A 25487-nucleotide genomic window follows, 5' to 3' on the forward strand; every position below is an offset into this window, starting at 1 on the left:
GTAAATATGCTTTGTGGGACTGTCTGGATTGTGGCTGTTATCTTATTAATAATAGTCTAAATGAGAATGATTATATTTCATATCTATATGAAATATATACAGAAATTTTTCTAATCATTGGCGAGTGCGTTCTTTCGTGTTAGTATATCACTATCACCTTGGCCAAAGGATTATCTTATGAAAGGTTCCGCATCAGTTATTAAAGCATTAAATGAGATGCTCACCATAGAGTTGACATCTATTAATCAATATTTTTTACATGCGCGTATGCATAAAAATTGGGGGTTAGAGGGCTTAAACACCGCCGCTTACAAAAAATCGATTAAAGATATGAAGCAAGCAGACAAGCTAATCGAGCGTATTTTGTTCTTAGAAGGCCTGCCAAATTTACAGCAGCTAGGTAAGCTTTTCATCGGTGAGAACACACAAGAATCCTTAGCCTGCGATGCTAAATTCCAGCAATTACAAATTCCAAAACTGAAAGTTGCCATGGCGGTGTGTGAGAAAGAACGCGATTATGTTAGCCGTGATATTTTAAATCACATTCTTGCCTACGAAGAGGAATATTTTGATTGGTTGGAAACCCAAGAATATCAAATTACTAAAATGGGTATTGAAAACTACCTGCAGTCACAAATTGACGCTTAATCCATGAAGGAGAATATTATGAAAGGCAATCAAAAGGTTATCGATGGTTTAAACAGCCTACTTGGTTACGAGCTAGCCGCTATGGACCAATATTTTATTCATTCACAGCTTTATGATGATTGGGGGTTTACCAAGTTGTTTGAGCGTATTAGCCACGAATCTGAAGACGAAAAAGGACATGCAACCAAACTTATTGAGCGTATGATATTTCTAGGTGGCAGTCCTGACATGGTGACACGTACGGGGCTACAAATTGGTAATGAAGTCATCGACATGTTAGAAAGCGATTTGCGTATAGAATATGATGTGGCGGCTAGACTAAAAGAAGTGATGGCTTTGTGTGAGACAGAACAAGACTATGTGACGCGTGACATGCTACTTGTTTTGCTAGACGACACTGAAATGGATCATGCACGTTGGTTAGAGCAGCAACTAGGGCTTATTAAGCGCTTAGGTCTACCCAACTACTTGCAAGCTCAGCTATAGCATTTAACATGTGAAAGAGCCTATTCAGGCTCAGTTATAAATAATACAGAGTAGACTATGGTTTGCTCTGTGTTCTCGTTTTGTAGCTCAACAAAAAGTTGCCACTGCATTTTGGGTTCACTGCAACTTCCCAAAAAGGTTATGCCTGAAGTATTATCAAGATGTGTACTGCTTTGCATAATAACGGGGGTTTTACCCATATACATATTATTGCCCTGTATCCACGCAGACTTAATAATAAAACCTGATGAATACGTGAAGTCGATAGTTAGTTCCTCTTCGATAACGGGCGTGTTGGTAAATTCGACGCTTAACTCGAGTGTCTCATTACTAAAAAAACAGGCGTTATTTTGTAATTGGCATTGTGTGGTTTTCGTTAACGGTTTGTTTACATTAGCCATATATATGCCAAAAAATACTATAATTACAAGGCTTGCGAAGACTATCATTTTTAGTGCCGTAGGTTTTTTATTCACAATAAATTTACCGTAAAGATTCCTTTATTGACCAAGATCAAAGCTTAGGCAACTAAAGTATCTTTTTGTATTTAAAAATATTAATATTATACCCAGACGAGTGCTTAGTTTACTGGTTTTTATACTATTCAAGCAGTGTAAGATACTATACAAGCTAATTATCACAAGTTAAGTTTTCTACTATTTCTCGACGCGGAAGTTTCAAAAAATGAGTCAAACAAGCCAGGTTCACCCTGATTACAATTACAAGGTAGTTAGGCAGTTCACGATCATGACGGTTGTATGGGGTATTGTCGGAATGACAATTGGGGTTTTGCTGGCTGCACAGCTTTTTGCACCAGCGTTAAACTTTGACATTCCCTATTTAACATACTCTCGGTTACGTCCACTGCACACTAATTCGGTAATATTTGCTTTTGGTGGGTGCGCTCTATTCGCCACCAGTTATTATATTGTCCAGCGAACTTGCCAAACAAGGCTTTTCAGTGACAAGTTAGCAGCTTTCACCTTCTGGGGTTGGCAAGCGGTAATTGTGTCTGCGGTTATTACCTTGCCTTTAGGATTAACCTCTAGCAAAGAGTATGCAGAACTAGAATGGCCAATTGATATTCTACTTGCAATAGTCTGGATAGCCTACTGTATCAATTTCTTTGGTACATTAGTGATTAGAAAGACCTCGCATATCTATGTTGCAAACTGGTTCTTAGGCGCATTCATGCTTACGGTAGCAGTACTTCACATTGGTAACAGTATGGCGGTTCCTGTGTCAATGTTTAAGTCTTACTCCCTTTACGCCGGCGCAGTAGACGCAATGATGCAGTGGTGGTATGGACATAACGCCGTAGGTTTCTTCTTAACCGCTGGTTTCTTAGGCATGATGTACTACTTCGTACCCAAGCAGGCTGGGCGCCCAGTTTACTCATATCGCTTGTCAATAGTACATTTCTGGGCACTTATTTCTTTATATATATGGGCCGGCCCGCATCACTTGCATTACACAGCACTGCCTGATTGGACTCAATCTTTAGGCATGGTTATGTCAATCATATTATTTGTACCTTCTTGGGGCGGTATGATAAACGGCATAATGACCCTCTCGGGCGCTTGGCATAAGCTTCGTACTGACCCCATACTACGCTTTTTAATTGTATCTTTGTCGTTCTATGGAATGTCTACGTTTGAAGGTCCAATGATGGCGATAAAAACAGTAAATGCGCTGTCACACTATACCGATTGGACAATTGGTCACGTTCATTCTGGTGCACTAGGATGGGTAGCGATGATTACTATAGGCTCGGTTTATCACTTAGTGCCTATTTTGTACGGCCAGCCTAAAATGTATAGCACTAAACTGATAAACGTGCATTTCTGGTTAGCCACAATTGGCGTCGTCTTATATATCGTAGCCATGTGGATGAGTGGAGTACTTCAAGGTATGATGTGGCGTGCTGTCAACTCAGACGGTACCTTAACCTACTCGTTTGTAGAATCGTTAGAAGCCTCTAAACCTTTTTACGTAGTTCGTTTTATTGGTGGTTTATTTGTAGTCACGGGGATGCTTATTATGGCTTACAACTGTTACAAGACAATTGCTGCACCAAAGGTACAAGAAGATACAATAGACGCCAGTCTTGCTATAGGGGGTGCTAAGTGAAGAATCCACATGAGTTGATTGAAAAAAATGTCGGCTTACTGACCATTTTAGTGCTAATCGCCATTAGCTTTGGCGCTATGGCGCAAATACTGCCGCTGATGTTTCAGCAGCAGGTACTTGAACCTGTAAAGGGCCTGCGTCCTTACACAGCTCTTGAAATGGAAGGCCGTGACATTTATATACGCGAAGGCTGTGTTGGCTGTCACAGCCAAATGATCCGCCCTTTCAGATCAGAAACAGAACGCTACGGCCACTACTCAGTAGCCGGTGAGTCAGTATGGGAACGCCCTTTCTTATGGGGTTCTAAGCGAACTGGCCCTGATCTGGCGCGTGTAGGTGAACGTTATAGTGATGAGTGGCACAGAGTACATCTAATTAATCCACGTAACGTGGTACCAGAGTCAAACATGCCTGGTTACCCGTGGTTAGCGGAGAATATTCTCACTGGTAAACATACCGCGAGAAAATTAGAAGTAAACAAAATGCTAGGGGTTCCTTACACAGAAGAAGATATTGCAGGAGCAAAAGCGGCTGTTGAAGGTAAAACCGAAATGGAAGCGTTGATTGCTTATCTTCAGTCCCTTGGTACACACTTACAATAAGGAGTGATGAAATGGACCAGGGTATTATAGGAAGTATATATACTGTTATCGTGTTTGTTGCCTTCATCGGTGCTATTTGGTGGGCCTTCAACTCAAGAAATAAAGATAAGTTTGATGACGCCGCGAACATCATTTTTGAAGAAGAGAAGCAAGAGAAGCAAGATAACAATCAGTCAAGCAAAAAAGATCAGGAGTCATAATTAAATGACTATGTTTTGGACAATATGGATCAGTGTAATTAGCCTAGGCACAATTGTAGGCTGCTGGGCCCTTTTGGCATGGACTCTATCGAATAATACCGGTGTTGCTGAAGGTGAAGAAATGGGCCATGAGTTCGATGGCATTACCGAGATAAATAATCAACTCCCTAAATGGTGGACTAATATGTTTTATCTCACCATGATTTGGGGCGTGCTTTATTTAATCGCCTATCCTGGCTTGGGCGCCTACAAGGGTCTTTTAGGCTGGGAAAGTTCGAATCAAGGTATATTAACGCTGGCTCAATCCCAAGAAGAACTCTTGCTAGATATCGCTGAAGATAACCTTAATGAATATGCAATTACGATTAAAAGAGCACAAGAAAGATTTGATCCTATTTTTGAAGAGTATGCAAGAACACCTGTTGAAGAGCTTTCGTTAAATGAAGAGGCTATTCAGGTAGGTAAACGTTTATTCCTACAGAATTGTGCACAGTGTCACGGTTCAGACGGTGCTGGTCAGCGTGGTGGCTTCCCTAACTTACGCGACAATGACTGGCTATATGGCGGTTCTGGTGACAAAATAAAAGAAACCTTAATACTCGGCCGTAAAGGGGCCATGCCTGGCTGGTTAGCACCTTTTGGTGAACAAGGAATTAAAGAGATTGTTGCTTACACATTAAGCCTTAGTGGAAGAGTCGTAGACCAAGGACTTGCCACAGCAGGCAAAGCACGATTCATTACGTGTGCGGCCTGTCACGGAATGGATGGTAAAGGCAATCAAATGATTGGTTCTCCTAATCTTACCGACAACATATGGTTATATGGCGGCAGTGAGCGTGCGGTAACTGAAACGCTAAACTACGGTCGTAACGGTGTTATGCCAGCGTTTGACAAAACGTTGGGTGAAAATAAGATCCACGTTGTATCTGCCTACGTTTATAGTTTGTCTAAATAAGCGAACTATTTAATCGGCTTATCCGTTGAAAAATGATACAAAAAGCCTCGTTTATCGAGGCTTTTTTAATTAAAATAAAGAAAGTGCGCTGCGCATTCTACGCAGCGCACATCACCAATAATATCACCTATCTTAATGGGCGATATTTTATAGGATATTTATGCAAGAAAGAGACACAAAACCTTGGTATAAGCACTTTTGGCCGTGGTTTCTAATGGCTATCCCGCTTTCCTCCATGATGGTGGGATCACAAGTAATTCGCCTTGCATATGATGGCACTAATTCCCTTGTTGCAGATGATTACTACAAAGAAGGCAGAGCAATTAACGCAAGACTCGATAAAATCGAAAATGCGATTGCCCTAAATATACAAACTACTTTAGATGTGCAAGATGGTAGCATTACACTGGAATTCATCAGCGGAGCGCCTCCCACAGGCGAAGCCTTAGTACTAGATTTTTTTCACGTTACACAAGACTTTAAGGATTTTACTGTCCTGTTAACACGTGATGCTGCTGGTATATATAGAAATAATGAAGAGTTTCCAATTCAAGGCAAATGGCGTTTACGTCTGCACCCTATAGATGACGTTTGGAAAGTTCAGAAAAAACTGAGTCTACCGCAGCGTCAGGCATTTAAATTTAATCCCTAATTAAACGGCCGCTTTTTACAAGCGGCACAAGGTATATTAAGAGTCGTTAATGAGCATCGTAATAACATCTGGTCACTGCTTTCACTGCGGTTTGCCCAATACCGAAGGCAACGCGTTCCCTACTACAATTCAATCTATTCTTCACCATATGTGCTGCCCTGGCTGTCAAGCGGTTTCCCAAGCCATTGTTGAAAACGGTTTGGAAAGTTATTACGAGTTTCGTACAGAGCCTGCTGCTCGAGGCGACGCAGCGCTTGACAATACTATGTCAAAATTGGCGGTTTACGACGAACCTGAGCTGCAAGAAGAATTTGTGTTTGAGGAAGGTAAATATAAATCTATTCAGCTAACAGTTGAAGGTATAACCTGCGCTGCTTGTGGTTGGTTAATTGAAAAACAGTTGGCTAAATTAGACGGTATAAAGCAGGTATCGGTAAACGTGTCATCTCGCAGAGCGATGATTAGTTGGGATGAAAGCTTATTAAAGCTGTCGGGTGTGCTGTCTAGGCTAAAGTCGGTTGGATACGAGTCTTTACCTTTTCAGCCTGATCGACATGAGGCTTCTTATAAAAAAGAACAAAAAGCGTTTATTAAAAAGTTAGGTCTTGCAGGCATAATGACTATGCAAGTTATGATGTTGGCTATGGGGCAATATTTCGATGTATTAGGCAGTCTTGAAGATGAAACGGTGTCTTTTTTCAACGCGGTAAGTTTACTGCTGACGACGCCAGTCGTGTTATATTCAGGCAGTATTTTTTATGTGAGTGCATTTAAAGCGCTGATGGCGCGCACGGTTAATATGGATGTACCTGTAACAATTGCTATCGTAGCCACTTATATAGCCGGCATACGAGTGGTAAATAAAAACACGGGTGAAGTATATTTTGAATCCATCTGTATGTTCATATTTTTCTTGTTAATAGGACGCTACTTAGAACATCGAGCACGCCATAAAGCATCGCTTACTTCTGCCAATATGCTAAAACTTATCCCCGTTACTGCGCAAAAGCAAACAGCAGATGGCTTTGTGTCAGTATTGGCAAAACAGCTCGTTAAAGACGATATAGTGTTAGTGAAAGCAGGTGAAACAGTGCCAGTAGACGGTCAGATTACTGAAGGCAGAAGTTATTTTGATGAATCTATGTTGACTGGTGAATTTGAACCTGTGGTAAAAACGGTCGGTCAGCGAATCTATGCAGGCTCGCTTAACCAACAAGACTCTATTGTAATGGAGGTAGAAGCCTCTGTTAAATATGCGATGATGAACCAAATACTGCGCTTGCAAGAATTGGCAATGGCGAATAAACCCAAAGTAGCTGCAATTGCTGACAAACTATCCCGCTATTTTGTGGTGGTGGTGCTTGTTATAGCAGCTTTAACTTATTCGTACTGGACGATGCAAAACGATCCGCATGCGTTTTGGATTGCTATTTCAATCTTAATTGCTACCTGTCCTTGCGCACTCAGCTTGGCCACGCCTTCAGCGTTAACGTGCGCCATGGCGAAACTTAACGAACTGGGAATATTGCTCAAAAGAGCTGATGCTTTAGAGCAATTGACACAAACCACCGACATTGTGTTTGATAAAACCGGCACACTGACTCGCGGAGAATTTGCAATTGCACGCACGTGGATAAACCCAATCAGTGAAACTCACTTTGATATCCAAAAAGACACTGTTAAACCCTATGTAATGGCATTAACTAACTGCATAGAGTCTCGCTCAGAGCATCCTATTTCGAAAGCTTTCGAGCGTTATATACACGACAATAATGATACTGAATTTTCAAGTAACGATTTCTCAATAAGTGATTATACCGTGAGTATTGGCGAAGGGGTCAAGACTGCCGTAAATCAACAGCATTATCTGTTAGGCAGTCAATCAATGATATTATCTTCACTAAATGCGCCACTAAGCCGTGAAATTGGTGAGGCAATTAAAGGTGCAAATGTACTGCTGTCGTCGGGTGGCGTTGTATTAGCCGCTTTTTGGGTAACGGATACAGTGCATCCAGACGCCTTAGATATTGTGCGCCAGCTGTCGCAGCATGAGCTCACCATCTTAAGCGGTGACACACAGGTAAATGTAAACAGCATTGCCATCGAATTAGGTATCAAAAATGCGGTGGGTAATAGCACCCCAAAAGACAAACTCGACTATATTGGCAAGTTACAGGCAGATAAAAAGCGCGTAGTAATGTTAGGCGACGGCATAAACGATGCACCTGTATTGGCGGCGGCGGATGTCTCAATAGCGGTTGGCAATGCCTCTGATTTGGCCAAGAACGCTGCTGATGTCATACTGCTTAATCCAAAGCTACAGTCGGTGGTAGATGTGCTTACGATGGCTAAACGGACAAAACGCAAAATCAAACAAAATATAGCTTGGTCTTTAGGCTATAACATTTCGGTGTTACCATTTGCCGTCGTGGGTTGGTTAACACCATGGCAGGCAGCGCTTGGCATGTCGTTAAGCTCTATAATTGTGGTTTATAACTCAACCCGGCTGATGCGTTAAATGTCTAATGAATACTGTTTAATAAGGGCAATGCGATGAGAACTAAATAATGAGCATAATTTATGTATTAATACCGCTGGCAATTATTATAGTAGCTATAGCCATTGCTATATTCTTTTGGGCGGTAAAATCTAATCAGTTCGATGATTTAGAACGTCAGGGCTACAGTATTTTGTTTGATGACGACATACAGCAAAATAACACAAATAGCGCGAAATCAAGCACTAACAAAAGTGTTGAAAATGACGACGCTGATTTAGACAAAGCTTCTTCAACAGGTGAAGCCAACAGTAAAAGCAAAACGCCCATCAATAAAAGCAAGTCATAGTGTCAGAGTATATTTATTTATCGGCTTTTCTGATTGGCTTGGCAGGAGGTGTTCATTGTATTGGAATGTGCGGTGGTATTGCAGGTGCCTTTACCTTTGCTATTCCTAAAAATAAATCCCATACCCCTTATATAGCATGCTATAACGCAGGCAGAGTATTTTCGTATACTATTGCAGGCGCGGTAACTGGGTGGCTCGGCAGCTTGTTTACTTCCTCTGTTGTAACCGGGTTGTTAATACTACAAAGCCTAAGTATTGTTTTTTTATTGCTGTTGGCACTTTATATTAGTGACTTGTATAAAGGCTTAATACACTTTGAAAAAGCAGGTGCTCGTTTATGGCGACGCTTAGCCCCTGTCGCTAAAAAACTAATCCCATTTAAGAGCCCTGCCCATACCTTCCTATATGGCATGGTATGGGGTTGGCTACCCTGTGGTTTAGTATACTCCGCGCTCACCTGGTCTTTAGCTAGCGGTAGCTTTTTACAAGGCGGACTGTTTATGCTTTGTTTCGGGATAGGGACACTACCAGCGCTGGTAGCGTCTAGTATGGGAGCGAGTTTTTTAATCCCAATTCTGCAGCACAAAGCAACACGATTAGGTATTGCCGGCATATTGTTCTTGTTTGCGCTATATTTGATTGTCGATTTATTCAAGGGTGTGGCATTATAATGAATAATAAACCGTAAAAAGGAATTAGCATTTATGTCTAACACTGAAGTCGCTATTAACTGTCAAAGCTGTAGCTTTAGCCATTTATGCCTGCCTGTTAGCCTGAACGAACAAGAACTTGAATCTTTAGATGATATTATTGAACGCAAAAGGCCTTTGCATAAAAATGACAAACTCGTTAATGCAGGCGATAAATTCCACTCCTTATATGCAGTCCGTTCTGGTTCGTTTAAATCCTACATTAGCGATAAAAATGGTGTTGAACAGCTCACAAGCTTTCATTTTCCAGGTGATATCATAGGTTTCGATGCGCTTCAAAATGACATCCATCAGAGTAATACACAGGCGCTAGAAACGGCTATGGTATGCGAGCTACATTATGAAACACTTGATCAAGTGGCCAGCCAGTACCCAAAGCTTAGGAAACAAATTATGCGTTTTATGAGTTCTGAAATAAAACACGACCAAGAGTTTATGATGCTGCTCAGTAAGCGAAGCGCTGAAGAGAAACTGCTGTATTTTATTAATCACTTATCGCAGCGTTTTAATGAGCGAGGGTACTCAGCCAAGCAATTTAATCTACCAATGACCAGAAGTGAAATTGGTAATTATTTAGGTTTAACGGTTGAAACAATTTCGAGATTATTAACGCGTTTTCAAAAAGACGGATTAATTCAAGTTAACGGCAAGTTAATCACCATTACCAACTTTGATGGTGTGCAGCAGCATATTCGCTAATGCAGCAGCATATTTGCTATGAACGATATCAAAATTAGCGAAAGAAAACCGTTAACTGCGCGACCAACATAGAGACAACATGAAAATAGGATTAGCATTAGGCGCAGGTGCAGCCAGAGGTTGGGCCCACATTGGCATCATCAAAGCCCTGCAAGATCTCGGCGTGAAGATTGACGTGGTAGCCGGCTGTTCCATAGGCGCATACGTGGGGGCAGCATTCGCTAGCGGTAAACTAGACGAACTGGAAGAATGGGCTTTTACGCTGTCTGAATGGCAGGTATTTAGCCTATTGGGAATAGGCTTTAAGCGCGGCGGCCTAGCCAGTGGTCAAAAAGTTTTTATTAAGCATAAAGAAGAATTTTGTGCGCCTACATTTGAAGAAATGAACATTCCGTTTACGGCCGTTGCTACCGATTTATATTCGGGTAAAGAAGTGGTGTTCAATCAAGGCGAAGTGAACGATGCTATTAAAGCATCCTGCGCTATTCCTGCTCTTTTTCCGCCTGTAGAACATGAGGGTCGTTGGCTTGTAGATGGCGCGGTAGTAAATCCCGTACCAGTGAATCAATGCAGGCAATTAGGCGCTGATTTTGTCATTGCGATTAATTTAAGCGCTGACTTTAGACCACAGCTAATTGAAAAGTTTGAAAAGGAACACCAAGCGAATCAGCTCAAAACCGACAAACTCTTGGGTAATGCCAGCGGTGGCCTCGTGAAGCAGTGGTTCTCTCCTGATCCTAAGCCAAATAAACTGCAGGCACCGGGTATTGTGAGTGTAATGAGTAGCTCACTGGAAATTTTACAGGCTAGGGTAACCCGTTCTCGTTTGGCAGGCGATCCGCCTGACCTTCTTATTGAGCCTCAGTTAAGGGATGTGAGCTTGTTGGAGTTTCACCGCGCCCAAGAGCTATCTCAAAAAGGCCGAGACGCAGTCAACAGATTAGCGCAGCAAATAGAGTTTCAATTAAATTTAGTAGGAAAGTCGGACAGAACAGAAGGCACCGATAAGAAAGCCCTACTAATACAGTAAAGCCATTATAAAATAGGCTTAACGACTTGTTTTAGCCGTAATACGTAAAGGGACGCTTGGTAATATCACGTTGTTTAATATTGGCAGTTCGTTAGAACTCAATATTAGCTTGCCATCCTTTATTTGCATGCCATTAGACAGCGCTGCCGTTAAGTTTTTGTCTTTAAATTGAATCGTTAAACCGTCAACTTCGGGCATCATAAACGACATAAAACCACCGATATCATCAAAAAATGTGGCGAACTGGTCATACAATAAATCTAACTCTTGGCTCGTATAACTAGATTTTACATGCTCTGGTTTTGTCTCTAACTGTACCGATATATCACAAATGTTAGAGGGCTCTGTTAAATCGAGGATGACAACGGCGTCTGCGAGCCTAAGTGCCCTTTCAGATGGCAATGTAAATCGATATTCCGGCGTAATTTCTATAGGGATTTGCTGTTTTTCAGTGCTGATTCTTGCACTGTTTATTTGGCATAATGATTTGGTCCGAATATTCATAAATCCAAATGCGAACTGCAGCGCATTCGTTTCTTGTGAATCCAATTTTTTAACATGGCTGTAAAACGTTTTGTAAGCAACTTGTAATTCTTCAGATTTTGCCGTTTTTGACGCACTTAGCGACATTATTACTATTGTTAAGCTTATCGCAAAGGTCTTGCCTATTCTTACAATCATGGATTAATTAATTCCTCGTTTATTCTCATCATATGGTGTAGTTCATCAATATATTCTTCACCGCGCTCAGAATATCTGATCAAACCTTCGGCCATTGCGTGCGCGGTAATTGGTTTTTGATTCATGCGTGATTTTTCGCGTATTCTACGCATGTCTTTGTATGCAGGATGACTATTTAGATTTCTCATGTAGGCATACATGGCACTGGAGAGGTCATCGAACTTGGCCACTTCGTGAGCTGCACCGTCGGGGCGTCTGCTCGGCACGAAGCCGCAGCCTTCTCTGAAACACCATAAACCAAAAAAGTTGTACCCTTTTGTGGCAAAACGTGAGGTGCCCCAGCCTGATTCATTTGCGGTTTGCACAAGTACTAATTCGACTGGTATTATATCAATTTTGCGAAATAGCTCTGTAAAAATAGCGTCAAATGATTGACTTGTGTCAACGCGGTACTCGTTTAATAACCAATCGAACTCCGCTTGCTGCTTGCGTGAAAAGTCTTCCCCTGCTAGCTGTTTCGCCTGCAAGCCCTGCACATAGAGTCTTACATTGCGTATATAGTCATTTTGCGCTTCGGCAACAGGTTTTAGATAGCTAAAAAAAGCCTCTTTTTTATCTCTGACTTGCGTAAATTGGGTAAAGTCAGGTACAGGTTTATAAGCATGCTCAATAGTGGCAACTTCTTTAACGCTAGGAATATCGTTAAACTCATCAGGTTGAGGTTGAAAGTACATCAAACCAATAATTAATAGAAGTACAAAGCCAAGTGCAATCGATATTATTTTAAACTTATGCATTGAATAATCCTTCATTTTTAATTGATGACTCATCAGACTCTGAAGATTGATCTATACAAAATAAGTCTTGATATAAAACAGCCTTAGCGTTGAAATACAAAGGCCCAATCCACAAATACGCAATTCCAAAACTAATAAACACAACAACTAGCATAGCTAAAAATATCAAATATAGTTGTAACATTTTCCAAATATACACATTGCTCATTTTAATGGAACACATAATTGCTTTAAGTGGTCGTATTTTTTTGTCTGCAATCAAAGGCAAGGTAAAAGTGGTTACTGCAAATATATAAAAACCAGGAATAAAAAACAACGTAAAGCCAAAAGTAAACAAAATATCGACACAAATAGACGCAAGTGCAAGAGCGGGCAGTAAACGAAAGTATTGAAATATACTAAAAACGGGTACCGATTTGTCTCGCATAGTGTTTATTGCTAGCATATTCACGCCTGTCCATAAAGGGGCTAAGGCGAACGTTAAGGTTAGCTCTATCATGACTTGCTGTGTTTGTGTTAACGGCGATTCTGGCGTAATAAGTAAGGCTATGTCAGTAATGCCAAAAGCGTCGATGTATACTAAATAGATAGCTAAAGTGGTAGCCCAAATGCAGGCTAAGGCTAGTACCAAGGTCCAATTATTTTGTGAAGAAAGCGTGTGGGCTCGTTTGAGGATGCTTTTTATATCAAAATCGTAGCCGCCATTAAATCCATTGAAGCGACCATTTTCAGCAGCAGGCTCATTGGGTGAAGAGTGATTGTTTTCAGGTGGTGGCGTATTATTTTCTGACATATCGCTCTTTAGTTACGTTAAGCTTATAAGAATATATGCACTAATTATAGCAAACTATTGTGATTAGGTGCTATGCCCATAGCAGTATTATTGCCATGACTATCAATACTAGTCCCATCGCTCGATCAAACCAGTGTCCATGTGACTGATAGCTGTCGCGTATTTGTTTGAAATTGGTGATATAAGACACAAAACAGAACCAGGCACCTGTTGCTAGGGCTAAATAAACACCGTAAAAAGTTTTGGTGGCTAAATTTGTGTCAATGGGAATGGCAGCGGTAAAAAGAGCTAAAAAGAATAATGTGGCTTTAGGATTTAGGCCATTGGTAAGAAAACCAATGCCAAAAGCTTTGTACCAAATAGACTTAGTGCGCTGCTCAGGCGATTCATCTTTGAGACTGCTAGGCTTACTGCGCAATGCTGACACTCCTAGCCATATGAAATAGGCTGCGGCTAAATATAGTAAGGTTTGGTAGAGCCAAGGTGTAGTGGCGATGACCAAGCTTACTCCAAAAATAGAGTATGCAACGTGTAGTAAAATACCCGACCCAATACCTAAACTTGTCCATAATGCAGGACGCAGTCCTTTTTGCAGTGACTGCTTTAGCACTATCGCAAAATCGGGACCTGGACTAATAACCGCAACAAAATGCATCAGGGCGATTGCAGCCCAAACGCCTGCATCAATATTCATGTATTGCCTGTTGATAAAGGTAAGCTGCTATCGGCACCCCATTGCGACCAAGAACCGTCATATACCTTTATTTCATTTATGCCAGCTATATATGCTGCTTGGGCCAGAATGCAGGCCGTAACGCCACTTCCGCAGGTAAATGCTAGTGGCGCGCCCTTATAAGGATCAAACACTTCTTTTAATGCTTGCAGTGGTAAAAAGTGGCCGTGTTCATCCTGTATATTGACGTAATGAATGCTGTTTGAATTAGGAATGTGCCCTGCTCTCACATTTGGTTTTGTCTCAGGACTTAGCCCTAAAAAGCGTTCTTCGCTTCTTGCATCTAATACCGTTGTGGTTTTAGCTTGTAAATTATTGTTTATAAAGTCTTTGCCGACAAAACTAAATGCAGGATCTAATACGCAGGTGTATGTCGACTTTAGGTTTGCCACGGGCGTATGTAGCGCATCTTGAGTGGGTAAACCCGCACGCAAATAGCCAGGTAGGCCGCCATCGAGTACGCGTACATCTTTATGGCCCATCGATTTGAACATAAACCAAACTCTTGACGCGCAGAAGTTGCCATAGTCATCATAAATTATAAGGGTGTCTGTATTTTGGATACCAAGTGAGTCGGCTTCATTCGCAAACTTATGGATATCGACCATAGTATTTGACAACTCACTTTGGGGATCGGCAAACTGTACTTGAAAATCAAATAAAATTGATTTTGGAATATAGCTATTGGAATGTGACCGCACAATATCGGGTTTAAGACCTGGGCCGTCGCGCATAGTAGTGTACAATATTTTGACGTGTGTGCCTTTACTGCTATTTGCTTTAGCATAAAACAAATTGAAATTACTAAGGGATATTAGAGTATTTGTAGGGGGCATATAAATCCATAATTGATGTGGTTTTACATGATGTTGTATGTAAACTGTGTGCTTGTCAAATAGGCCTATTTGGCATGCCTATCTGAATTACAGTTTACACATGAGTTGGAGGTAGAATGGTGCCCGGGGCCGGACTTGAACCGGCACACTATTGCTAGCGAGGGATTTTAAGTCCCTTGTGTCTACCAATTTCACCACCCGGGCAACGCATATTTCACTCATTATGTCTTGCACAAAATCTGGAGGCGGAACCCGACTCCGTTAAGTTAACCTAAACTACTGTTTTAATTAACTAATTACAAAACGTCTTTCTTAATGTACCAACGTATGTACCAACAAACTTTTTTTAGCTGCTTGCTGAACAGAACCGCATTATACATATTGAACCGGACTGTGCAATAACAAAATTGAACCAAATAACTAAGTGAGCAATTTATGCACAACCAGATAACTTACGAATATTTTTGTGTTCTTGGAGGACTAGCAGATAAAAGATGTTATAAAATTTTAAACCAGAATGGTTCTTATATTTATTTTACTTATCACATTAATTTAAACTAAGGAGTGTTTATGAAATAACTACGCGCGTGTTATATATATATAAGTAATACTTAATAGTTATCTTATATATATAACCTTTATAAATAACGTGTATCCGCTTGTGCTGGCGCACCGCTTCTACACATCATTTATAAAGGGTATCTCTGCTGTGGGTTAAAACTACCATACTTTACTTAATAATACTATATATATTATATATGTATTAATACTATATATATATTAATACTATAATTATTTATTAGACTAAAGCGTATGTGTTACCATTTGCATTCGCAGTTAAAGCAATTAAGTCTAATAAGTTAATTAGTAACAAAAGGAACAACTAAATGTTTGATAGTGGTTGCCGTGATAAAAAATATCAATACTCTTTATCACAACCTAAGACAGAAAAAAAAGATTACCAAGTGATAAGTTCTTTTACCACTAATGAAGAAAATAACAAAACAGATATACTTGAGCTTATGGGAAAACTCTCCCCTGCTTCGCAAGTGTTGTTGTTGGAATTAAAACGCACTTATACACCAACAAATAATGTTGTTACTTACCCTAAATTTTCAACTACCGATTCTCAAAAATATAAGACTTTTAGTAAATACATAACGCCTATAATTAAATTAGGTATTATTAAGCGAATTGCTATTAATCATGTAAGAAATCTTGAATTGTCTGAAGATAATTATAACTACTTATTTAACCCTGAAATAATAAACTGTACCAGACAGCAACAAGCTAAGTATGTTTGGAAAATGCTTAACTAACATCTATTAGTAAATCCTTTCTATAAGCCCAACGTCCGTTGGGTTTTTTTGACTTTATAATAAATAGGCAATCTCTTTATGACTACTACGTATACAAATCGTAGCAACCTAGCATTGTCAGTTGCTACGTGGTTAGCGCATGATACTTACGATCACAACCCTGATAAAAATCACTTCTCTGCTACCGACTTACTAAAACCAGTCAAGCAATTGGTTCTTGCTACCAGAGTACCAGCATCACAAAGCATTCAAGACATATCAGGCCTAGTTGCTTCGCGTATGGGAACAGCAATACACGACAGCATTGAAGAAGCATGGGTTGGGTCAAACCGAATCAATAACCTCATAGCGTTAGGAATACCCAAGGGTGTTGCAAAGCGCATTGTAGTGAACCCTGTGCCATCTGAAGTAACAGATGACCAAATACCGGTCTACCTTGAGCAACGCTCTACAAAGTCCATTGAGGGCTTTAATATCAGCGGTAAGTTCGACTTCATTGGTGAAGGCAGAGTCGAAGACTTTAAAACCACCAGTGTATACACATACATTCATCGAACCAACGATACAAAGTACATTATGCAAGGCAGCATTTATCGCTGGCTTAACCCCGACATCATTACCCGTGATGATATGGCTATTCAGTTTATATTTACTGATTGGTCAGCAAGAGATGCAAACATACAAAAGAATTATCCACCCGCTAAAACTCTCGAACATAAACTCTTACTTAAGCCTTTACTTGAAACAGAAGCCTTTATCCGTAATAAGTTAAAGCTTTTTGTTAAGTATAAGGATGCACCTGAAGAAGCTATGCCAGCTTGTACAGATGAAGATTTATGGCGAAAAGATACCGTATGGAAATACTACAGCAAGCCAGATGCTAAACGCGCAACTAAGAACTTTGATAACCCGGCTGAAGCTAATGCTATGGCTTCCATGAAAGGTGGAATTACCAAAGAAGTCAAAGGGAAAGTTGTAGCCTGTAGATACTGCGCTTCATTCCCAGTATGTAAGCAAAAAGACGACTATTTACGCACAGGAGATTTAGAAATCTCAGGAGGATAACCACACATGCGCCAACTTAATTATTTTAATCCAGATGAACGAAAGTACCACCCCAAAGCTGAGAAGCTTGCTCAATTCCTATGTAATCACTGTGAAAATGAAAGCCCTATGTTCTTTAGAATGATAGTGTCTTATCACCTGTCTAAGATTGCCTCAGAGATGCGAGCTACTGTTAAGACTCACAAGCAGGCCAATCTACCTATTAACATGTATACGGTCAACCTAGCCCCTTCAGGCGCAGGGAAGACCAAAGCCATGAACTTCATGGAAGAACAAGTAACCAACCTATTTGCAGAACGCTTCAAAGAAGAGTTATTGCCTGAAGTTACTGAAATCAATATGGCTAAGTTAGCCGTTCAACGTGCTAATAGAAATGGTACAGATGATGATGCTGAGTTAAACCAACTTCGTGCTGAATTTAGTTTAGCCGGTGAATGGATGACTTCATTTGATAGTGCCACTCCTGCTGCATTAAAACAGTTTAGACAAAAGCTATTACTCGCTAATGCTGGAGCCTTAAACTTTGAGATAGACGAAATTGGTGACAACCTTACTGGTAACGCTGAAGCTTATTCTAAGTTCTTAGAGTTATACGATAAAGGTAAAATCAAAGGCTCATTGGTTAAGAACACCAGAGACAATGTAAGAATGTCAGAAATTAAAGGTGGCACTCCTTGTAACCTGATCATGTTTGGTACTGGCTCATCATTACTTGATGCATCCAAGACTGAAGAAGAGTTCTTTAAGATGCTCGAGAAAGGGTATGCAAGAAGATGCTTCTTTGCTTACACCAATGACGTTGTACGCGATCTTGACATGAGTGTTGAAGACATCTATGACCGTAACGTAGAAAAGTCTGCTAACGCATTTATAGATGATTTTAGTGAAGAGTTACTTGAGCTTGCTGACTCCATTAATTTCAATAAAACATTGGGAATGGATAAGAACGAAGAGTACTTGTTGCTAGAATATCAAATGCACTGCATGGATAGAGCCAACACAATAAGCCAGTATAATTTTATTGAACGTGCTGAGATGGAACATAGATATTTTAAGACGCTAAAACTAGCGGCTGTTTATGCTTTCATTGATAGCTCCAGTAAAATTACAGCAGATCACCTTTACTATGCTATTACCATAGCCGAAGAATCTGGTGCCGGTATTGGTCATTTACTCAATAGAGAAATGCCCTATGTCAAACTGGCTCGTTACTTAGGTGAAGCCAAGCGCCCTGTTACTCAAGTTGAATTACATGAGTACCTGCCCTTCTACCGTGGTGCTAAACAGCATAAAGAAGAAATGCTTGATTATGCTATTAGTCATGGGTATCAAAACAACATCATCATTAAGAAACAGTTCCATGATGGGATTATGTTTTTGCATGGTGAATCTTTGCAAGAAACCAACCTTGATGAGTTAACGGTTAGTTATTCAGACCACATGGCTTACAACTACTTTAACGATGCAATTAAATGGGAAAACCTAGAAAAGTTAACCCAGATGAAAGATATGCATTGGGTAGCTCACCATGTCAATGATGGGCATAGATGTGAAGACAAGATTATTCCTGGGACTAACTTACTTGTCCTGGATATTGATGGTGAAGTGCCATTAAGTTCAGTGCAACAGTTGCTTAGGCAATATAAGTCTATTATCTATACCACTAAACGTCATGGGATCACTGGTAACGGCTGCAACGGTGAAGACCGCTTTAGGGTAATCATTCCTATGAAGTACACACTTAAACTTGATGGGAACGATTACAAAGAGTTTATGCAAGGTGTCTATCAGTGGCTACCATTTCACTTAGATGAAAGTACAGGCCAGCGTTCAAGAAAGTGGGCTTGCTACGACAAAGGTGACATTTACACCAATGATGGTGAGTTGTTTGATCCCGTAGAGTTTATTCCTAAAACCAGTAAGAACGAGAAACGTAAAGAAAAGTTATTAGATCAATCATCTCTTAACAATTTAGAGCGTTGGTTCATTAATAATACTGGTCAGGGTAACCGTTCAAACCAGCTAATTAAATACGCCCTACTTTTAGTAGATAGCGGCAAAACAATGGTGAAGATTGAACAAGCGGTTAATTCATTAAATGATAAGTTGCAAGACTCATTACCAGATGAAGAAATCACAAACACTATTATGTTATCTGCCCGTAGAGCTTTTAATAAGTCTGTATCCCCTTAACTAAATTGCCAACATCCGTTGGCTTTTTTGATTATAAATATCTCTTGGAGAAACCAAACCAATGTCACAAAACGCACAGGTCAGTAATGACAACTTAGTTTTAATTTGCGGTAAATCAGGGGCTGGAAAGTCTGCTGCATTACGCAACATTAAAAACCCTGAAGGCGTAGTTTATCTTAATTGCGAAACAGGAAAAAAGCTTCCCTTCAAGCACAAATTCAAGCAAATAGTGATCACCGAACCTCACGAAGTTGAACAAGCGTTCGATGAAGTTGAGAACATGGATGATGTACACACCGTTGTAGTTGATTCTTTAACTTATCTTATGGATATGTACGAATCACAGTACATCTATCAAGCCACTGATGGTCAGAAAGCTTGGGGTGATTTTGCACAATTCTTTAAACGATTGATGCAGAAGTATGTTGCTTCATCATCTAAAAACGTCGTGTTTATTGCACACGTTAAAGATGTATTAAACGAAGCTGATTCTGTTATGGAAACCAGTGTACCTATAAAGGGTGCGCTTAAAAATAACGGAGTTGAGTCATATTTCTCATGCGTTATTGGGTGTAAGAAACAAACCCTAAAAAACCTTGAAGACTATGGCAGTGATTTATTGCAAATCACAGCAGAAGAAAAGGCTTTAGGTTTCAAGTATGTCTTTCAAACCAAGATTACTGCCAAGACTGTTAACGAACGTCTTCGCGGCTCTATGGGCATGTGGACAGACAAAGAAACATTTATCGACAACGACGCGCAAATGGTATTAGACCGTTTGCACGAATACTACGCAGATTAAGGAAACACACAATGAACTTATCAAACTTAAAAACAAAAGAGAACATCGTATTAGACAGTGACCGTACTGGTGGCTTTCGCACATTAGAGACTGACGTTTATGGTCTTAATATCAAATTTGCTTACTTTGCTAAGTCTAAAGGCGGTGCTATGGCACTTAACCTTGAAACTGAAACCACTGGTGGCGCTAAACTAAGTCAACAGATTTGGATTACGTCAGGCGACAAGAAAGGCAACAGCAATGTTTATAAAGACAAAGATGGTAACGAACAGTACTTACCGGGCTTTGTCGTAGCTAACTCACTTTGCTTATTGGCTTTAAAAGGCCAAGAAATTGCTGATGTAAGTGTTGAAGAAAAGACTATCAACATTTATGACTTCACAGCAAAGAAAGATTTGCCTACTAAAGTAGATATGTTAGTAGACTTAATTGGTGTTGATATTCGCGCTGCTGTACAAAAGCAATTAGTAGATAAGAACGCTAAAGATGGTAACGGTGTTTATCAACCTACTGGTGAAACCCGTGAGCAAAATGAAATTATCAAGTTCTTTAAGAACGATAACAACATGACTGTGACTGAAATTACCGCACAAGCTGAAGAAGCTCTTCACCATGACAAGTGGCTTGAAACCAACAAAGGTAATGTCTTTGACAAGTCTACCAAAACTGGTGCTACTGGTGGTGCTCCAAATAAGCCAGCCGGTAATAAAGCGGCAGGAGCTGAACCTAAAAAGTCATTATTTGCCTAATGATAATTGCAGGCCTTGATCCCAGCTTACAGAACTTCGGGATGTCAAAAGGTGTACTGTGCGAAGATACAGGCACCTTTAACCTTACCCACCTTCGCCTACAAACCACTGAACCTAGCAAAGCCAAGACGCAGCGTAAAAGTCACGACGACTTTAATCGTGCTACCACGCTCAGAAAGGCTATGTTCGACTTTATCAGTGATGTTGACCTAGTGATGGCAGAAGTTCCAATAGGCTCACAAAGCGCCAGAGCATCCGTATCCTACGGTATCTCCGTAGGGCTCTTAGCAGCAATACAAAAACCCCTCATACAAGTCAATCCAACAGAGGTTAAGTTAGCAGCCACAGGAAATAAGACAGCTACTAAAGCTGAGATGATTTCTTGGGCCATAGAAACTTACCCTGATGCAGATTGGCTTACCAAAAAAAGAAAGGGGGAATTGCAGTTTACACATGCTAATGAGCACTTGGCAGATTCTGTAGCAGTCATCCATGCGGGTGTTAAATCAGAAACATTTCAGCAGTTACTTGCATTTCAAAGGAAAGTATCACCATGAAAATAGTATTAGAAGAAAAAGACCTTAAGGCTGCTATTACACAGTACCTTCAAGGTTCAAATATATTACCCAATACAACTAGTGTCACCGCAGTTGATTTTGAAACAGAAGGGCTCTCAGTAGAAGCCACAGCGACTATTGAAACCAATCAAAGCAATGCGACCAGTTATCAAGAAAGCAAGTCTAGTCCGGTTAAGCGTACTCGTAGGTCTAAGGCTCAAATAGAGTCTGATGAAGCAGAAGAAGCTAAAGAGTTAGCGGCTGAAGAAGCGCATGAAACAGGTTTGAAAACAACTGAGCCAGAGCCTGAAGCAGTAGATGATTCTCCTGCTGAACAGGAAGAAGAAGAAGATACTGACGAAGAAGAAGTTAAGCCAGTAGCGAAAGATAAAAAATCACTGTTCGCGTAAGTGAAGAAACTATGTATAGCAATTAAGGTTCTACTTTGGACACTTATTTGCGGCATAGTGTTAGTTGTGTGTGTGGTAGGAGGTTACGTTATCGGTATATTAGGTAGCCTCCTATTCCTTTTAGGGATCATCGCACTATTTGTAACTAGCTTCTTTGTTTCAACCGACACTACAAAAACACCAAAAGACCCTTAATCGGGTCTTTTTTATTTAGGAATATTACAAATGCATAATACATACACACGCTGGACTGACGAAGATGAAAAACTAGTCATGGAACATCGACCTTGCAAAAACGGCTGACACCGACGCCCTCTAAAATTAGTGCCCACTTAAAAATAAGTGGACACTATAAATAAGATTCAGCAATATGTAACGGGCGTACGCTTTCGAATATAAAACGAGAATTGCAAATTTCTTCTTGTAAATCAGTCAATCTTAAACGGCATATTTTCGTTTGCATTATTGTATTGAAATCCAATAAATTGGCCATTATGGTCCATTTTAGGTGCTAAAACACCGTATTGCTTGCTACTTACTGCATGTGGTTCATTGCCTTCAAAATATAATTTTTTAAGTAGTAGTACCGCTTCATCATAAGACAACTTAGTTGCCACTTGATTGACCACCTGATATTCAACAACGACATTACCATCTATTAAAGTTGGTACTTCTGTTTGCTTTTCACTGTATACATCCCACTCGTTGACCTTCCAAAGCTTTGACGTGTTAGCATCCTTGTTTGCGATGTTAAACGATTTTAATACATAACCTAATGTAATTATGGAAGCCACTACGAGCGAAGTCGTGATAAGCACTTCTAAATCCTTACCTCTAAAAAAATAATTAAAACCACCTATAATTATAGCCGTAACCGCAAAATTTATGGTGTAATCTTCCTTGCCGCAAAATTCATTAATTACAGAATTTCTCTTTATATAAAACGATATTAATAGGGTTGTGACGACCCCTAAAATTATAAATATTCTCATCTCTAAAGTTAAGAAGAGCGACACTATGACTGCGGCGACCACTACGACTATTATCGTTTGGAATCCACTTGTTGATATCTCTATTCTCATTTGGTAATAATTCTTTGTATAAAAGTACATAAAATATACCCGAGTGCCACCTAAAAAGAAAATATTTAAAGTGGCAAACTCTATTCGGTCAACAAATTTGGGTAATTGTTTACCTTGCTCACTTAAAGTTTCTGTAAAATCGGGGTAATGCCGCTAGACCAAATGGTAAAGCTGATATTCCGCACCCCTTTTAAGAATAAATTTTCTGATATGCTTCCCCTAAACATTCTGTTTAGGGCTATTTTATTGTTCACACTATTAAGCTTGGCAAAGATGCCGCGCTCAAATGTTTTGGCCCATAAACAGTAACCGCCTTGATGGTAATACAATATTTTCATCTGGGTACGTTTAGTTTACGATTGATAAACACAAACCAATCGCCTAAATGCGCCTGCAACTGTAATTGATTAGTGACCATGGCCGCTAAGCCATCAAATTGCCTGCGCATATCCGTGTTGCCAGTGCACAGCCAAATTCGGCTATTGGAATTTGATAACATTAGCCTTGTGTACTTATGTTAAGCACCACTCCGTTGGGCAAGTTACGTTCAATCTCCCATTGGCGCGCGACTACTTGATTGCGTGGCTCATGATGCGAAAACGGCAACCAGTCATTGGCGGCGGGAGGCGTTAGCGTTAATTCGTTGAGTTTTTTACGCTGCAAGTAAAACGTTGACGGGTTTAGCGCATGCTGGCGGCAGAAGTCTGCAATAGACAGGCTGCTTACTTGCTGTTGTTGTATAAGGTGTTGCCATTCTTGTGGGCTTCGTCTTTTATGGGTCATTGATATTGTCTCCATGTGAAATCAATGACGCTATTGTAAGGGAATTGAGTTTTATGGGAATAACGTTCTAAAATGACCGTTTACGGTGTGTTACACACACCTACACTCATGTTATTTGATGGTATAAACGGGCTTACACTCTCATGTTAGTCTGGATTTAAATGAAAGCTAATGGATCTTATGTTTACGGAGGAATTAATACTGCAAGGTAAAATTTACTTTATTCTTACTAGTAAGTATATAGTATAGAGCAAAAATTAGACTTCTTAAAAAATAGTGTTCAAAATTGAACAAGAAACCTATAATATTCAGATGTTCAATATTAAACTAAATCTGACTTTCCCAGACCCCTCCTAGTCATACCACACAAATAGGTTATTAAAATATGAAGCTTAACAAAACAGCTCCTTCTGACTTAAAGAGGTTAGTACGTCACCCTGATATTCCATTTGATCCTGATAAAATTTATGACACACCCGAGAAAAACCCTTATGAAACAAAAAAGGAACTAACAAAACAGACGTATCTTGTAGATAAAGAAATACGAGAAAAACAAAGGCGCGACAATGCAAAAAAAGGTATCTACCCAGCCTATGTTGATTTTGATGCGTTAATGGAAATAATACCAAAATTTTTATCATTAGATGCAACTGCAGTCAGTATATTTAGACTGTATGAATCAACCTCTGATCAAGTCAATGATTGGGCAGGACGCGCCGTATATAGAGCCCCGAACAAAGACGATTTGACTCAAGTGATCAAATCATTGCTAGAGCAAAAATCCCCTGAACTTCTTCTGATGCAGAAGTACGAAGTGTTGCAAATTACGTCTATAACTCAGGCTGTTTCTTACAGTGCGGCGTTGAAAAGAATGAAATTGCAACTTGCTCTTGCGAGAAGACTTGAGCAAAAAGATAAAGAACTTCACAATAAAGATAAAATAATTACCAATTATGAAAAAGAGATCGTGTTGCTTAAAGCGTCATTAGCCGCTGGACATGGGAATGACAAGAGGCAGAACGCACTCAATCTAAAGAAACTCAATCCATGTATGTCTAAGACTGCAATAGCCAAGGCAGTTGGCTTGGGCAGAACCACAGTATCGAATCTTTTTAATCAACCAGAAAACAAGTTAGTAGACGGTTGCACTTAACCTTATTTTTATTTGCCCAACATCCGTTGGGTATTGTGATTAAATTCTATTAATACATATGCTTTAAAAAACCTGCGCTTTAACTCATAGGCCTTTGTCTGCTTACCTAATCCAAAACATATAAAGTTGAAAGTTACCTTATTTGAATTTTCGGCAAATAACGGCGCTTTTGACCGGTGTTTACAATAAATAGCCACCTGCACATTTTTAACTAATTCGACATAGCCGCAGCGCAGCGGAAGGCTATGTTTGATTAGTTAATAATGTGTAAATGGAACAAACCCAGATTATGCTTGAAGAGAGCAGATAATATAAATCACTACATTGCCAACGTTCGTTGGGTCAGGTAACACTTATTAGCGAATAAACAGAAATATACGAAATAATCAAACGCCATATTAAGTATGCCTCTTACATGATGTACTTGCCTCTTAGGTACGTTTTACGGCACTTCTTGGCTTCCACTATCATGTCTCACATCATATCAACACAGGCTCTTCTGGGGCTTTTCTTGTTTATAAACCAATCATTTATTTTAACTGCTTAAAAGGCTCAGCATGTGGCTTGCACATAGAC

The 25487-nt window shown here is 40.0% G+C and carries 29 protein-coding genes and 1 tRNA gene; 20 read left to right on the forward strand and 10 right to left on the reverse strand.

All coding sequences use genetic code 11. From position 1 onward, the window contains the following. Positions 1-177 precede the first annotated feature (177 nt). Together bfr (BAE46_RS00575) and bfr (BAE46_RS00580) are read left to right on the forward strand one after the other, a co-directional pair. Positions 178-648, forward strand: a complete 471-nt coding sequence (gene bfr / locus BAE46_RS00575) for a bacterioferritin (protein WP_006003623.1) — start codon at positions 178-180, stop codon at positions 646-648. A gap of 18 nt (positions 649-666) precedes the next feature. Continuing rightward, positions 667-1134, forward strand: a complete 468-nt coding sequence (bfr, locus tag BAE46_RS00580; RefSeq protein ID WP_006003625.1) for a bacterioferritin — start codon at positions 667-669, stop codon at positions 1132-1134. A 20-nt stretch (positions 1135-1154) separates the two neighbouring features. Here bfr (BAE46_RS00580) and BAE46_RS00585 read toward each other — a convergent pair whose 3' ends face one another. Continuing rightward, complete coding sequence (locus tag BAE46_RS00585) at positions 1155-1535, reverse strand: hypothetical protein (RefSeq protein ID WP_006003627.1); 381 nt, start codon at positions 1533-1535, stop codon at positions 1155-1157. 283 nt (positions 1536-1818) lie between these two features. Here BAE46_RS00585 and ccoN point away from each other — a divergent pair, with 283 nt between their 5' ends. From ccoN to rssA, 10 genes are all read left to right on the forward strand, one after another. Next, positions 1819-3264: a cytochrome-c oxidase, cbb3-type subunit I gene (ccoN, locus tag BAE46_RS00590; RefSeq protein ID WP_040520128.1), complete on the forward strand. Its 1446-nt coding sequence runs from the start codon at positions 1819-1821 to the stop codon at positions 3262-3264. Further along, entirely contained in the window at positions 3261-3866 is a 606-nt protein-coding gene (gene ccoO, locus BAE46_RS00595) for a cytochrome-c oxidase, cbb3-type subunit II (RefSeq protein WP_040520130.1), read from the forward strand. Before ccoN ends, ccoO begins: the two co-directional genes overlap by 4 nt. 11 nt (positions 3867-3877) lie before the next feature. Next, positions 3878-4066, forward strand: coding sequence for a cbb3-type cytochrome oxidase subunit 3 (locus BAE46_RS00600; RefSeq protein WP_070111495.1), 189 nt, complete (start codon positions 3878-3880; stop codon positions 4064-4066). A gap of 4 nt (positions 4067-4070) precedes the next feature. Beyond that, positions 4071-5021, forward strand: a complete 951-nt coding sequence (gene ccoP, locus BAE46_RS00605; RefSeq protein WP_006003635.1) for a cytochrome-c oxidase, cbb3-type subunit III — start codon at positions 4071-4073, stop codon at positions 5019-5021. 160 nt (positions 5022-5181) lie between these two features. Next, entirely contained in the window at positions 5182-5673 is a 492-nt protein-coding gene (locus BAE46_RS00610; protein WP_040520132.1) for a FixH family protein, read from the forward strand. 49 nt (positions 5674-5722) lie between these two features. Then, positions 5723-8191 carry a heavy metal translocating P-type ATPase gene (locus tag BAE46_RS00615; protein WP_070111496.1) on the forward strand — a complete coding sequence of 823 codons (2469 nt, stop codon included), beginning with the start codon at positions 5723-5725 and terminating at the stop codon, positions 8189-8191. A gap of 49 nt (positions 8192-8240) precedes the next feature. After that, positions 8241-8519: a cbb3-type cytochrome oxidase assembly protein CcoS gene (gene ccoS / locus BAE46_RS00620; protein ID WP_070111497.1), complete on the forward strand. Its 279-nt coding sequence runs from the start codon at positions 8241-8243 to the stop codon at positions 8517-8519. After that, positions 8519-9190, forward strand: coding sequence for a sulfite exporter TauE/SafE family protein (locus BAE46_RS00625; RefSeq protein ID WP_006003644.1), 672 nt, complete (start codon positions 8519-8521; stop codon positions 9188-9190). The genes ccoS and BAE46_RS00625 overlap by 1 nt, the downstream gene beginning before the upstream one ends. A gap of 6 nt (positions 9191-9196) precedes the next feature. Further along, complete coding sequence (gene fnr / locus BAE46_RS00630) at positions 9197-9928, forward strand: fumarate/nitrate reduction transcriptional regulator Fnr (protein ID WP_274378074.1); 732 nt, start codon at positions 9197-9199, stop codon at positions 9926-9928. A gap of 79 nt (positions 9929-10007) precedes the next feature. Beyond that, a complete protein-coding gene (rssA, locus tag BAE46_RS00635) occupies positions 10008-10958 on the forward strand; it encodes a patatin-like phospholipase RssA (RefSeq protein WP_006003648.1) in 951 nt (316 codons plus the stop codon). Between the two features lie 18 nt (positions 10959-10976). Here the strand turns inward: rssA and BAE46_RS00640 are convergent, their stop codons facing one another. From BAE46_RS00640 to BAE46_RS00665, 6 genes are all read right to left on the reverse strand, one after another. Next, positions 10977-11639 (reverse strand): DUF2987 domain-containing protein, encoded by a 663-nt coding sequence (locus BAE46_RS00640; protein WP_006003651.1) that lies wholly within the window; start codon positions 11637-11639, stop codon positions 10977-10979. Next, positions 11636-12436: a glucosaminidase domain-containing protein gene (locus BAE46_RS00645; protein ID WP_006003653.1), complete on the reverse strand. Its 801-nt coding sequence runs from the start codon at positions 12434-12436 to the stop codon at positions 11636-11638. Before BAE46_RS00645 ends, BAE46_RS00640 begins: the two co-directional genes overlap by 4 nt. Beyond that, the gene (locus BAE46_RS00650; protein WP_006003655.1) at positions 12429-13229 is read right to left on the reverse strand and encodes a DUF975 family protein; all 801 of its coding nucleotides are present in this window, start codon (positions 13227-13229) and stop codon (positions 12429-12431) included. The genes BAE46_RS00645 and BAE46_RS00650 overlap by 8 nt, the downstream gene beginning before the upstream one ends. A 70-nt stretch (positions 13230-13299) precedes the next feature. Beyond that, positions 13300-13923, reverse strand: coding sequence for a LysE family translocator (locus BAE46_RS00655; RefSeq protein WP_006003657.1), 624 nt, complete (start codon positions 13921-13923; stop codon positions 13300-13302). Further along, the gene (locus tag BAE46_RS00660) at positions 13920-14798 is read right to left on the reverse strand and encodes a sulfurtransferase (protein WP_070111498.1); all 879 of its coding nucleotides are present in this window, start codon (positions 14796-14798) and stop codon (positions 13920-13922) included. The genes BAE46_RS00655 and BAE46_RS00660 overlap by 4 nt, the downstream gene beginning before the upstream one ends. A 117-nt stretch (positions 14799-14915) precedes the next feature. Beyond that, positions 14916-15002: transfer RNA gene (locus BAE46_RS00665), tRNA-Leu, on the reverse strand. A gap of 683 nt (positions 15003-15685) precedes the next feature. Between BAE46_RS00665 and BAE46_RS00670 the strand changes: the two genes are divergently transcribed. The 7 genes from BAE46_RS00670 (at position 15686) to BAE46_RS00700 (ending at position 21893) form a co-directional block, all read left to right on the forward strand. Continuing rightward, positions 15686-16117, forward strand: coding sequence for a hypothetical protein (locus BAE46_RS00670; RefSeq protein ID WP_070111499.1), 432 nt, complete (start codon positions 15686-15688; stop codon positions 16115-16117). 78 nt (positions 16118-16195) lie between these two features. After that, positions 16196-17182, forward strand: a complete 987-nt coding sequence (locus tag BAE46_RS00675; RefSeq protein WP_070111500.1) for a hypothetical protein — start codon at positions 16196-16198, stop codon at positions 17180-17182. A gap of 6 nt (positions 17183-17188) precedes the next feature. Continuing rightward, positions 17189-19375 (forward strand): YfjI family protein, encoded by a 2187-nt coding sequence (locus tag BAE46_RS00680; protein ID WP_083256751.1) that lies wholly within the window; start codon positions 17189-17191, stop codon positions 19373-19375. Between the two features lie 61 nt (positions 19376-19436). Further along, complete coding sequence (locus BAE46_RS00685) at positions 19437-20177, forward strand: AAA family ATPase (RefSeq protein ID WP_070111501.1); 741 nt, start codon at positions 19437-19439, stop codon at positions 20175-20177. An 11-nt stretch (positions 20178-20188) separates the two neighbouring features. Beyond that, positions 20189-20926: a hypothetical protein gene (locus BAE46_RS00690; protein WP_070111502.1), complete on the forward strand. Its 738-nt coding sequence runs from the start codon at positions 20189-20191 to the stop codon at positions 20924-20926. Continuing rightward, the gene (locus tag BAE46_RS00695; RefSeq protein ID WP_070111503.1) at positions 20926-21483 is read left to right on the forward strand and encodes a hypothetical protein; all 558 of its coding nucleotides are present in this window, start codon (positions 20926-20928) and stop codon (positions 21481-21483) included. Before BAE46_RS00690 ends, BAE46_RS00695 begins: the two co-directional genes overlap by 1 nt. Next, positions 21480-21893: a hypothetical protein gene (locus BAE46_RS00700; protein WP_070111504.1), complete on the forward strand. Its 414-nt coding sequence runs from the start codon at positions 21480-21482 to the stop codon at positions 21891-21893. Before BAE46_RS00695 ends, BAE46_RS00700 begins: the two co-directional genes overlap by 4 nt. Positions 21894-22321: 428 nt before the next feature. Here the strand turns inward: BAE46_RS00700 and BAE46_RS00705 are convergent, their stop codons facing one another. From BAE46_RS00705 to tnpA, 3 genes are all read right to left on the reverse strand, one after another. Continuing rightward, positions 22322-22975 carry a hypothetical protein gene (locus BAE46_RS00705; RefSeq protein ID WP_070111505.1) on the reverse strand — a complete coding sequence of 218 codons (654 nt, stop codon included), beginning with the start codon at positions 22973-22975 and terminating at the stop codon, positions 22322-22324. Positions 22976-23309: 334 nt separating this feature from the next. Next, on the reverse strand, positions 23310-23474 hold the full coding sequence (tnpB, locus tag BAE46_RS14200) for an IS66 family insertion sequence element accessory protein TnpB (protein ID WP_083256752.1): 165 nt from the start codon (positions 23472-23474) through the stop codon (positions 23310-23312). Beyond that, positions 23474-23758, reverse strand: a complete 285-nt coding sequence (gene tnpA, locus BAE46_RS14525) for an IS66 family insertion sequence element accessory protein TnpA (protein WP_070111507.1) — start codon at positions 23756-23758, stop codon at positions 23474-23476. Before tnpA ends, tnpB begins: the two co-directional genes overlap by 1 nt. A gap of 385 nt (positions 23759-24143) precedes the next feature. On the opposite strand from tnpA, the gene BAE46_RS00720 reads away from it, so the two are divergent. Then, positions 24144-24911 (forward strand): hypothetical protein, encoded by a 768-nt coding sequence (locus BAE46_RS00720; RefSeq protein WP_070111508.1) that lies wholly within the window; start codon positions 24144-24146, stop codon positions 24909-24911. Positions 24912-25487 lie beyond the last annotated feature (576 nt).

Source organism: Glaciecola punicea (assembly GCF_001756615.1).
Lineage (GTDB): Bacteria > Pseudomonadota > Gammaproteobacteria > Enterobacterales > Alteromonadaceae > Glaciecola > Glaciecola punicea.

Coding starts and splice junctions, on each gene's coding strand:
- bfr (WP_006003623.1), top strand. CDS start 178: ATGAAAGGTTCCGCATCAGTTATTAAAGCATTAAATGAGATGCTCACC.
- bfr (WP_006003625.1), top strand. CDS start 667: ATGAAAGGCAATCAAAAGGTTATCGATGGTTTAAACAGCCTACTTGGT.
- BAE46_RS00585 (WP_006003627.1), bottom strand. CDS start 1,535: ATGGCTAATGTAAACAAACCGTTAACGAAAACCACACAATGCCAATTA.
- ccoN (WP_040520128.1), top strand. CDS start 1,819: ATGAGTCAAACAAGCCAGGTTCACCCTGATTACAATTACAAGGTAGTT.
- BAE46_RS00600 (WP_070111495.1), top strand. CDS start 3,878: ATGGACCAGGGTATTATAGGAAGTATATATACTGTTATCGTGTTTGTT.
- ccoP (WP_006003635.1), top strand. CDS start 4,071: ATGACTATGTTTTGGACAATATGGATCAGTGTAATTAGCCTAGGCACA.
- BAE46_RS00610 (WP_040520132.1), top strand. CDS start 5,182: ATGCAAGAAAGAGACACAAAACCTTGGTATAAGCACTTTTGGCCGTGG.
- BAE46_RS00615 (WP_070111496.1), top strand. CDS start 5,723: ATGAGCATCGTAATAACATCTGGTCACTGCTTTCACTGCGGTTTGCCC.
- ccoS (WP_070111497.1), top strand. CDS start 8,241: ATGAGCATAATTTATGTATTAATACCGCTGGCAATTATTATAGTAGCT.
- rssA (WP_006003648.1), top strand. CDS start 10,008: ATGAAAATAGGATTAGCATTAGGCGCAGGTGCAGCCAGAGGTTGGGCC.
- BAE46_RS00640 (WP_006003651.1), bottom strand. CDS start 11,639: ATGATTGTAAGAATAGGCAAGACCTTTGCGATAAGCTTAACAATAGTA.
- BAE46_RS00645 (WP_006003653.1), bottom strand. CDS start 12,436: ATGCATAAGTTTAAAATAATATCGATTGCACTTGGCTTTGTACTTCTA.
- BAE46_RS00650 (WP_006003655.1), bottom strand. CDS start 13,229: ATGTCAGAAAATAATACGCCACCACCTGAAAACAATCACTCTTCACCC.
- BAE46_RS00655 (WP_006003657.1), bottom strand. CDS start 13,923: ATGAATATTGATGCAGGCGTTTGGGCTGCAATCGCCCTGATGCATTTT.
- BAE46_RS00660 (WP_070111498.1), bottom strand. CDS start 14,798: ATGCCCCCTACAAATACTCTAATATCCCTTAGTAATTTCAATTTGTTT.
- BAE46_RS00670 (WP_070111499.1), top strand. CDS start 15,686: ATGTTTGATAGTGGTTGCCGTGATAAAAAATATCAATACTCTTTATCA.
- BAE46_RS00675 (WP_070111500.1), top strand. CDS start 16,196: ATGACTACTACGTATACAAATCGTAGCAACCTAGCATTGTCAGTTGCT.
- BAE46_RS00680 (WP_083256751.1), top strand. CDS start 17,189: ATGCGCCAACTTAATTATTTTAATCCAGATGAACGAAAGTACCACCCC.
- BAE46_RS00685 (WP_070111501.1), top strand. CDS start 19,437: ATGTCACAAAACGCACAGGTCAGTAATGACAACTTAGTTTTAATTTGC.
- BAE46_RS00690 (WP_070111502.1), top strand. CDS start 20,189: ATGAACTTATCAAACTTAAAAACAAAAGAGAACATCGTATTAGACAGT.
- BAE46_RS00695 (WP_070111503.1), top strand. CDS start 20,926: ATGATAATTGCAGGCCTTGATCCCAGCTTACAGAACTTCGGGATGTCA.
- BAE46_RS00700 (WP_070111504.1), top strand. CDS start 21,480: ATGAAAATAGTATTAGAAGAAAAAGACCTTAAGGCTGCTATTACACAG.
- BAE46_RS00705 (WP_070111505.1), bottom strand. CDS start 22,975: ATGAGAATAGAGATATCAACAAGTGGATTCCAAACGATAATAGTCGTA.
- tnpB (WP_083256752.1), bottom strand. CDS start 23,474: ATGTTATCAAATTCCAATAGCCGAATTTGGCTGTGCACTGGCAACACG.
- tnpA (WP_070111507.1), bottom strand. CDS start 23,758: ATGACCCATAAAAGACGAAGCCCACAAGAATGGCAACACCTTATACAA.
- BAE46_RS00720 (WP_070111508.1), top strand. CDS start 24,144: ATGAAGCTTAACAAAACAGCTCCTTCTGACTTAAAGAGGTTAGTACGT.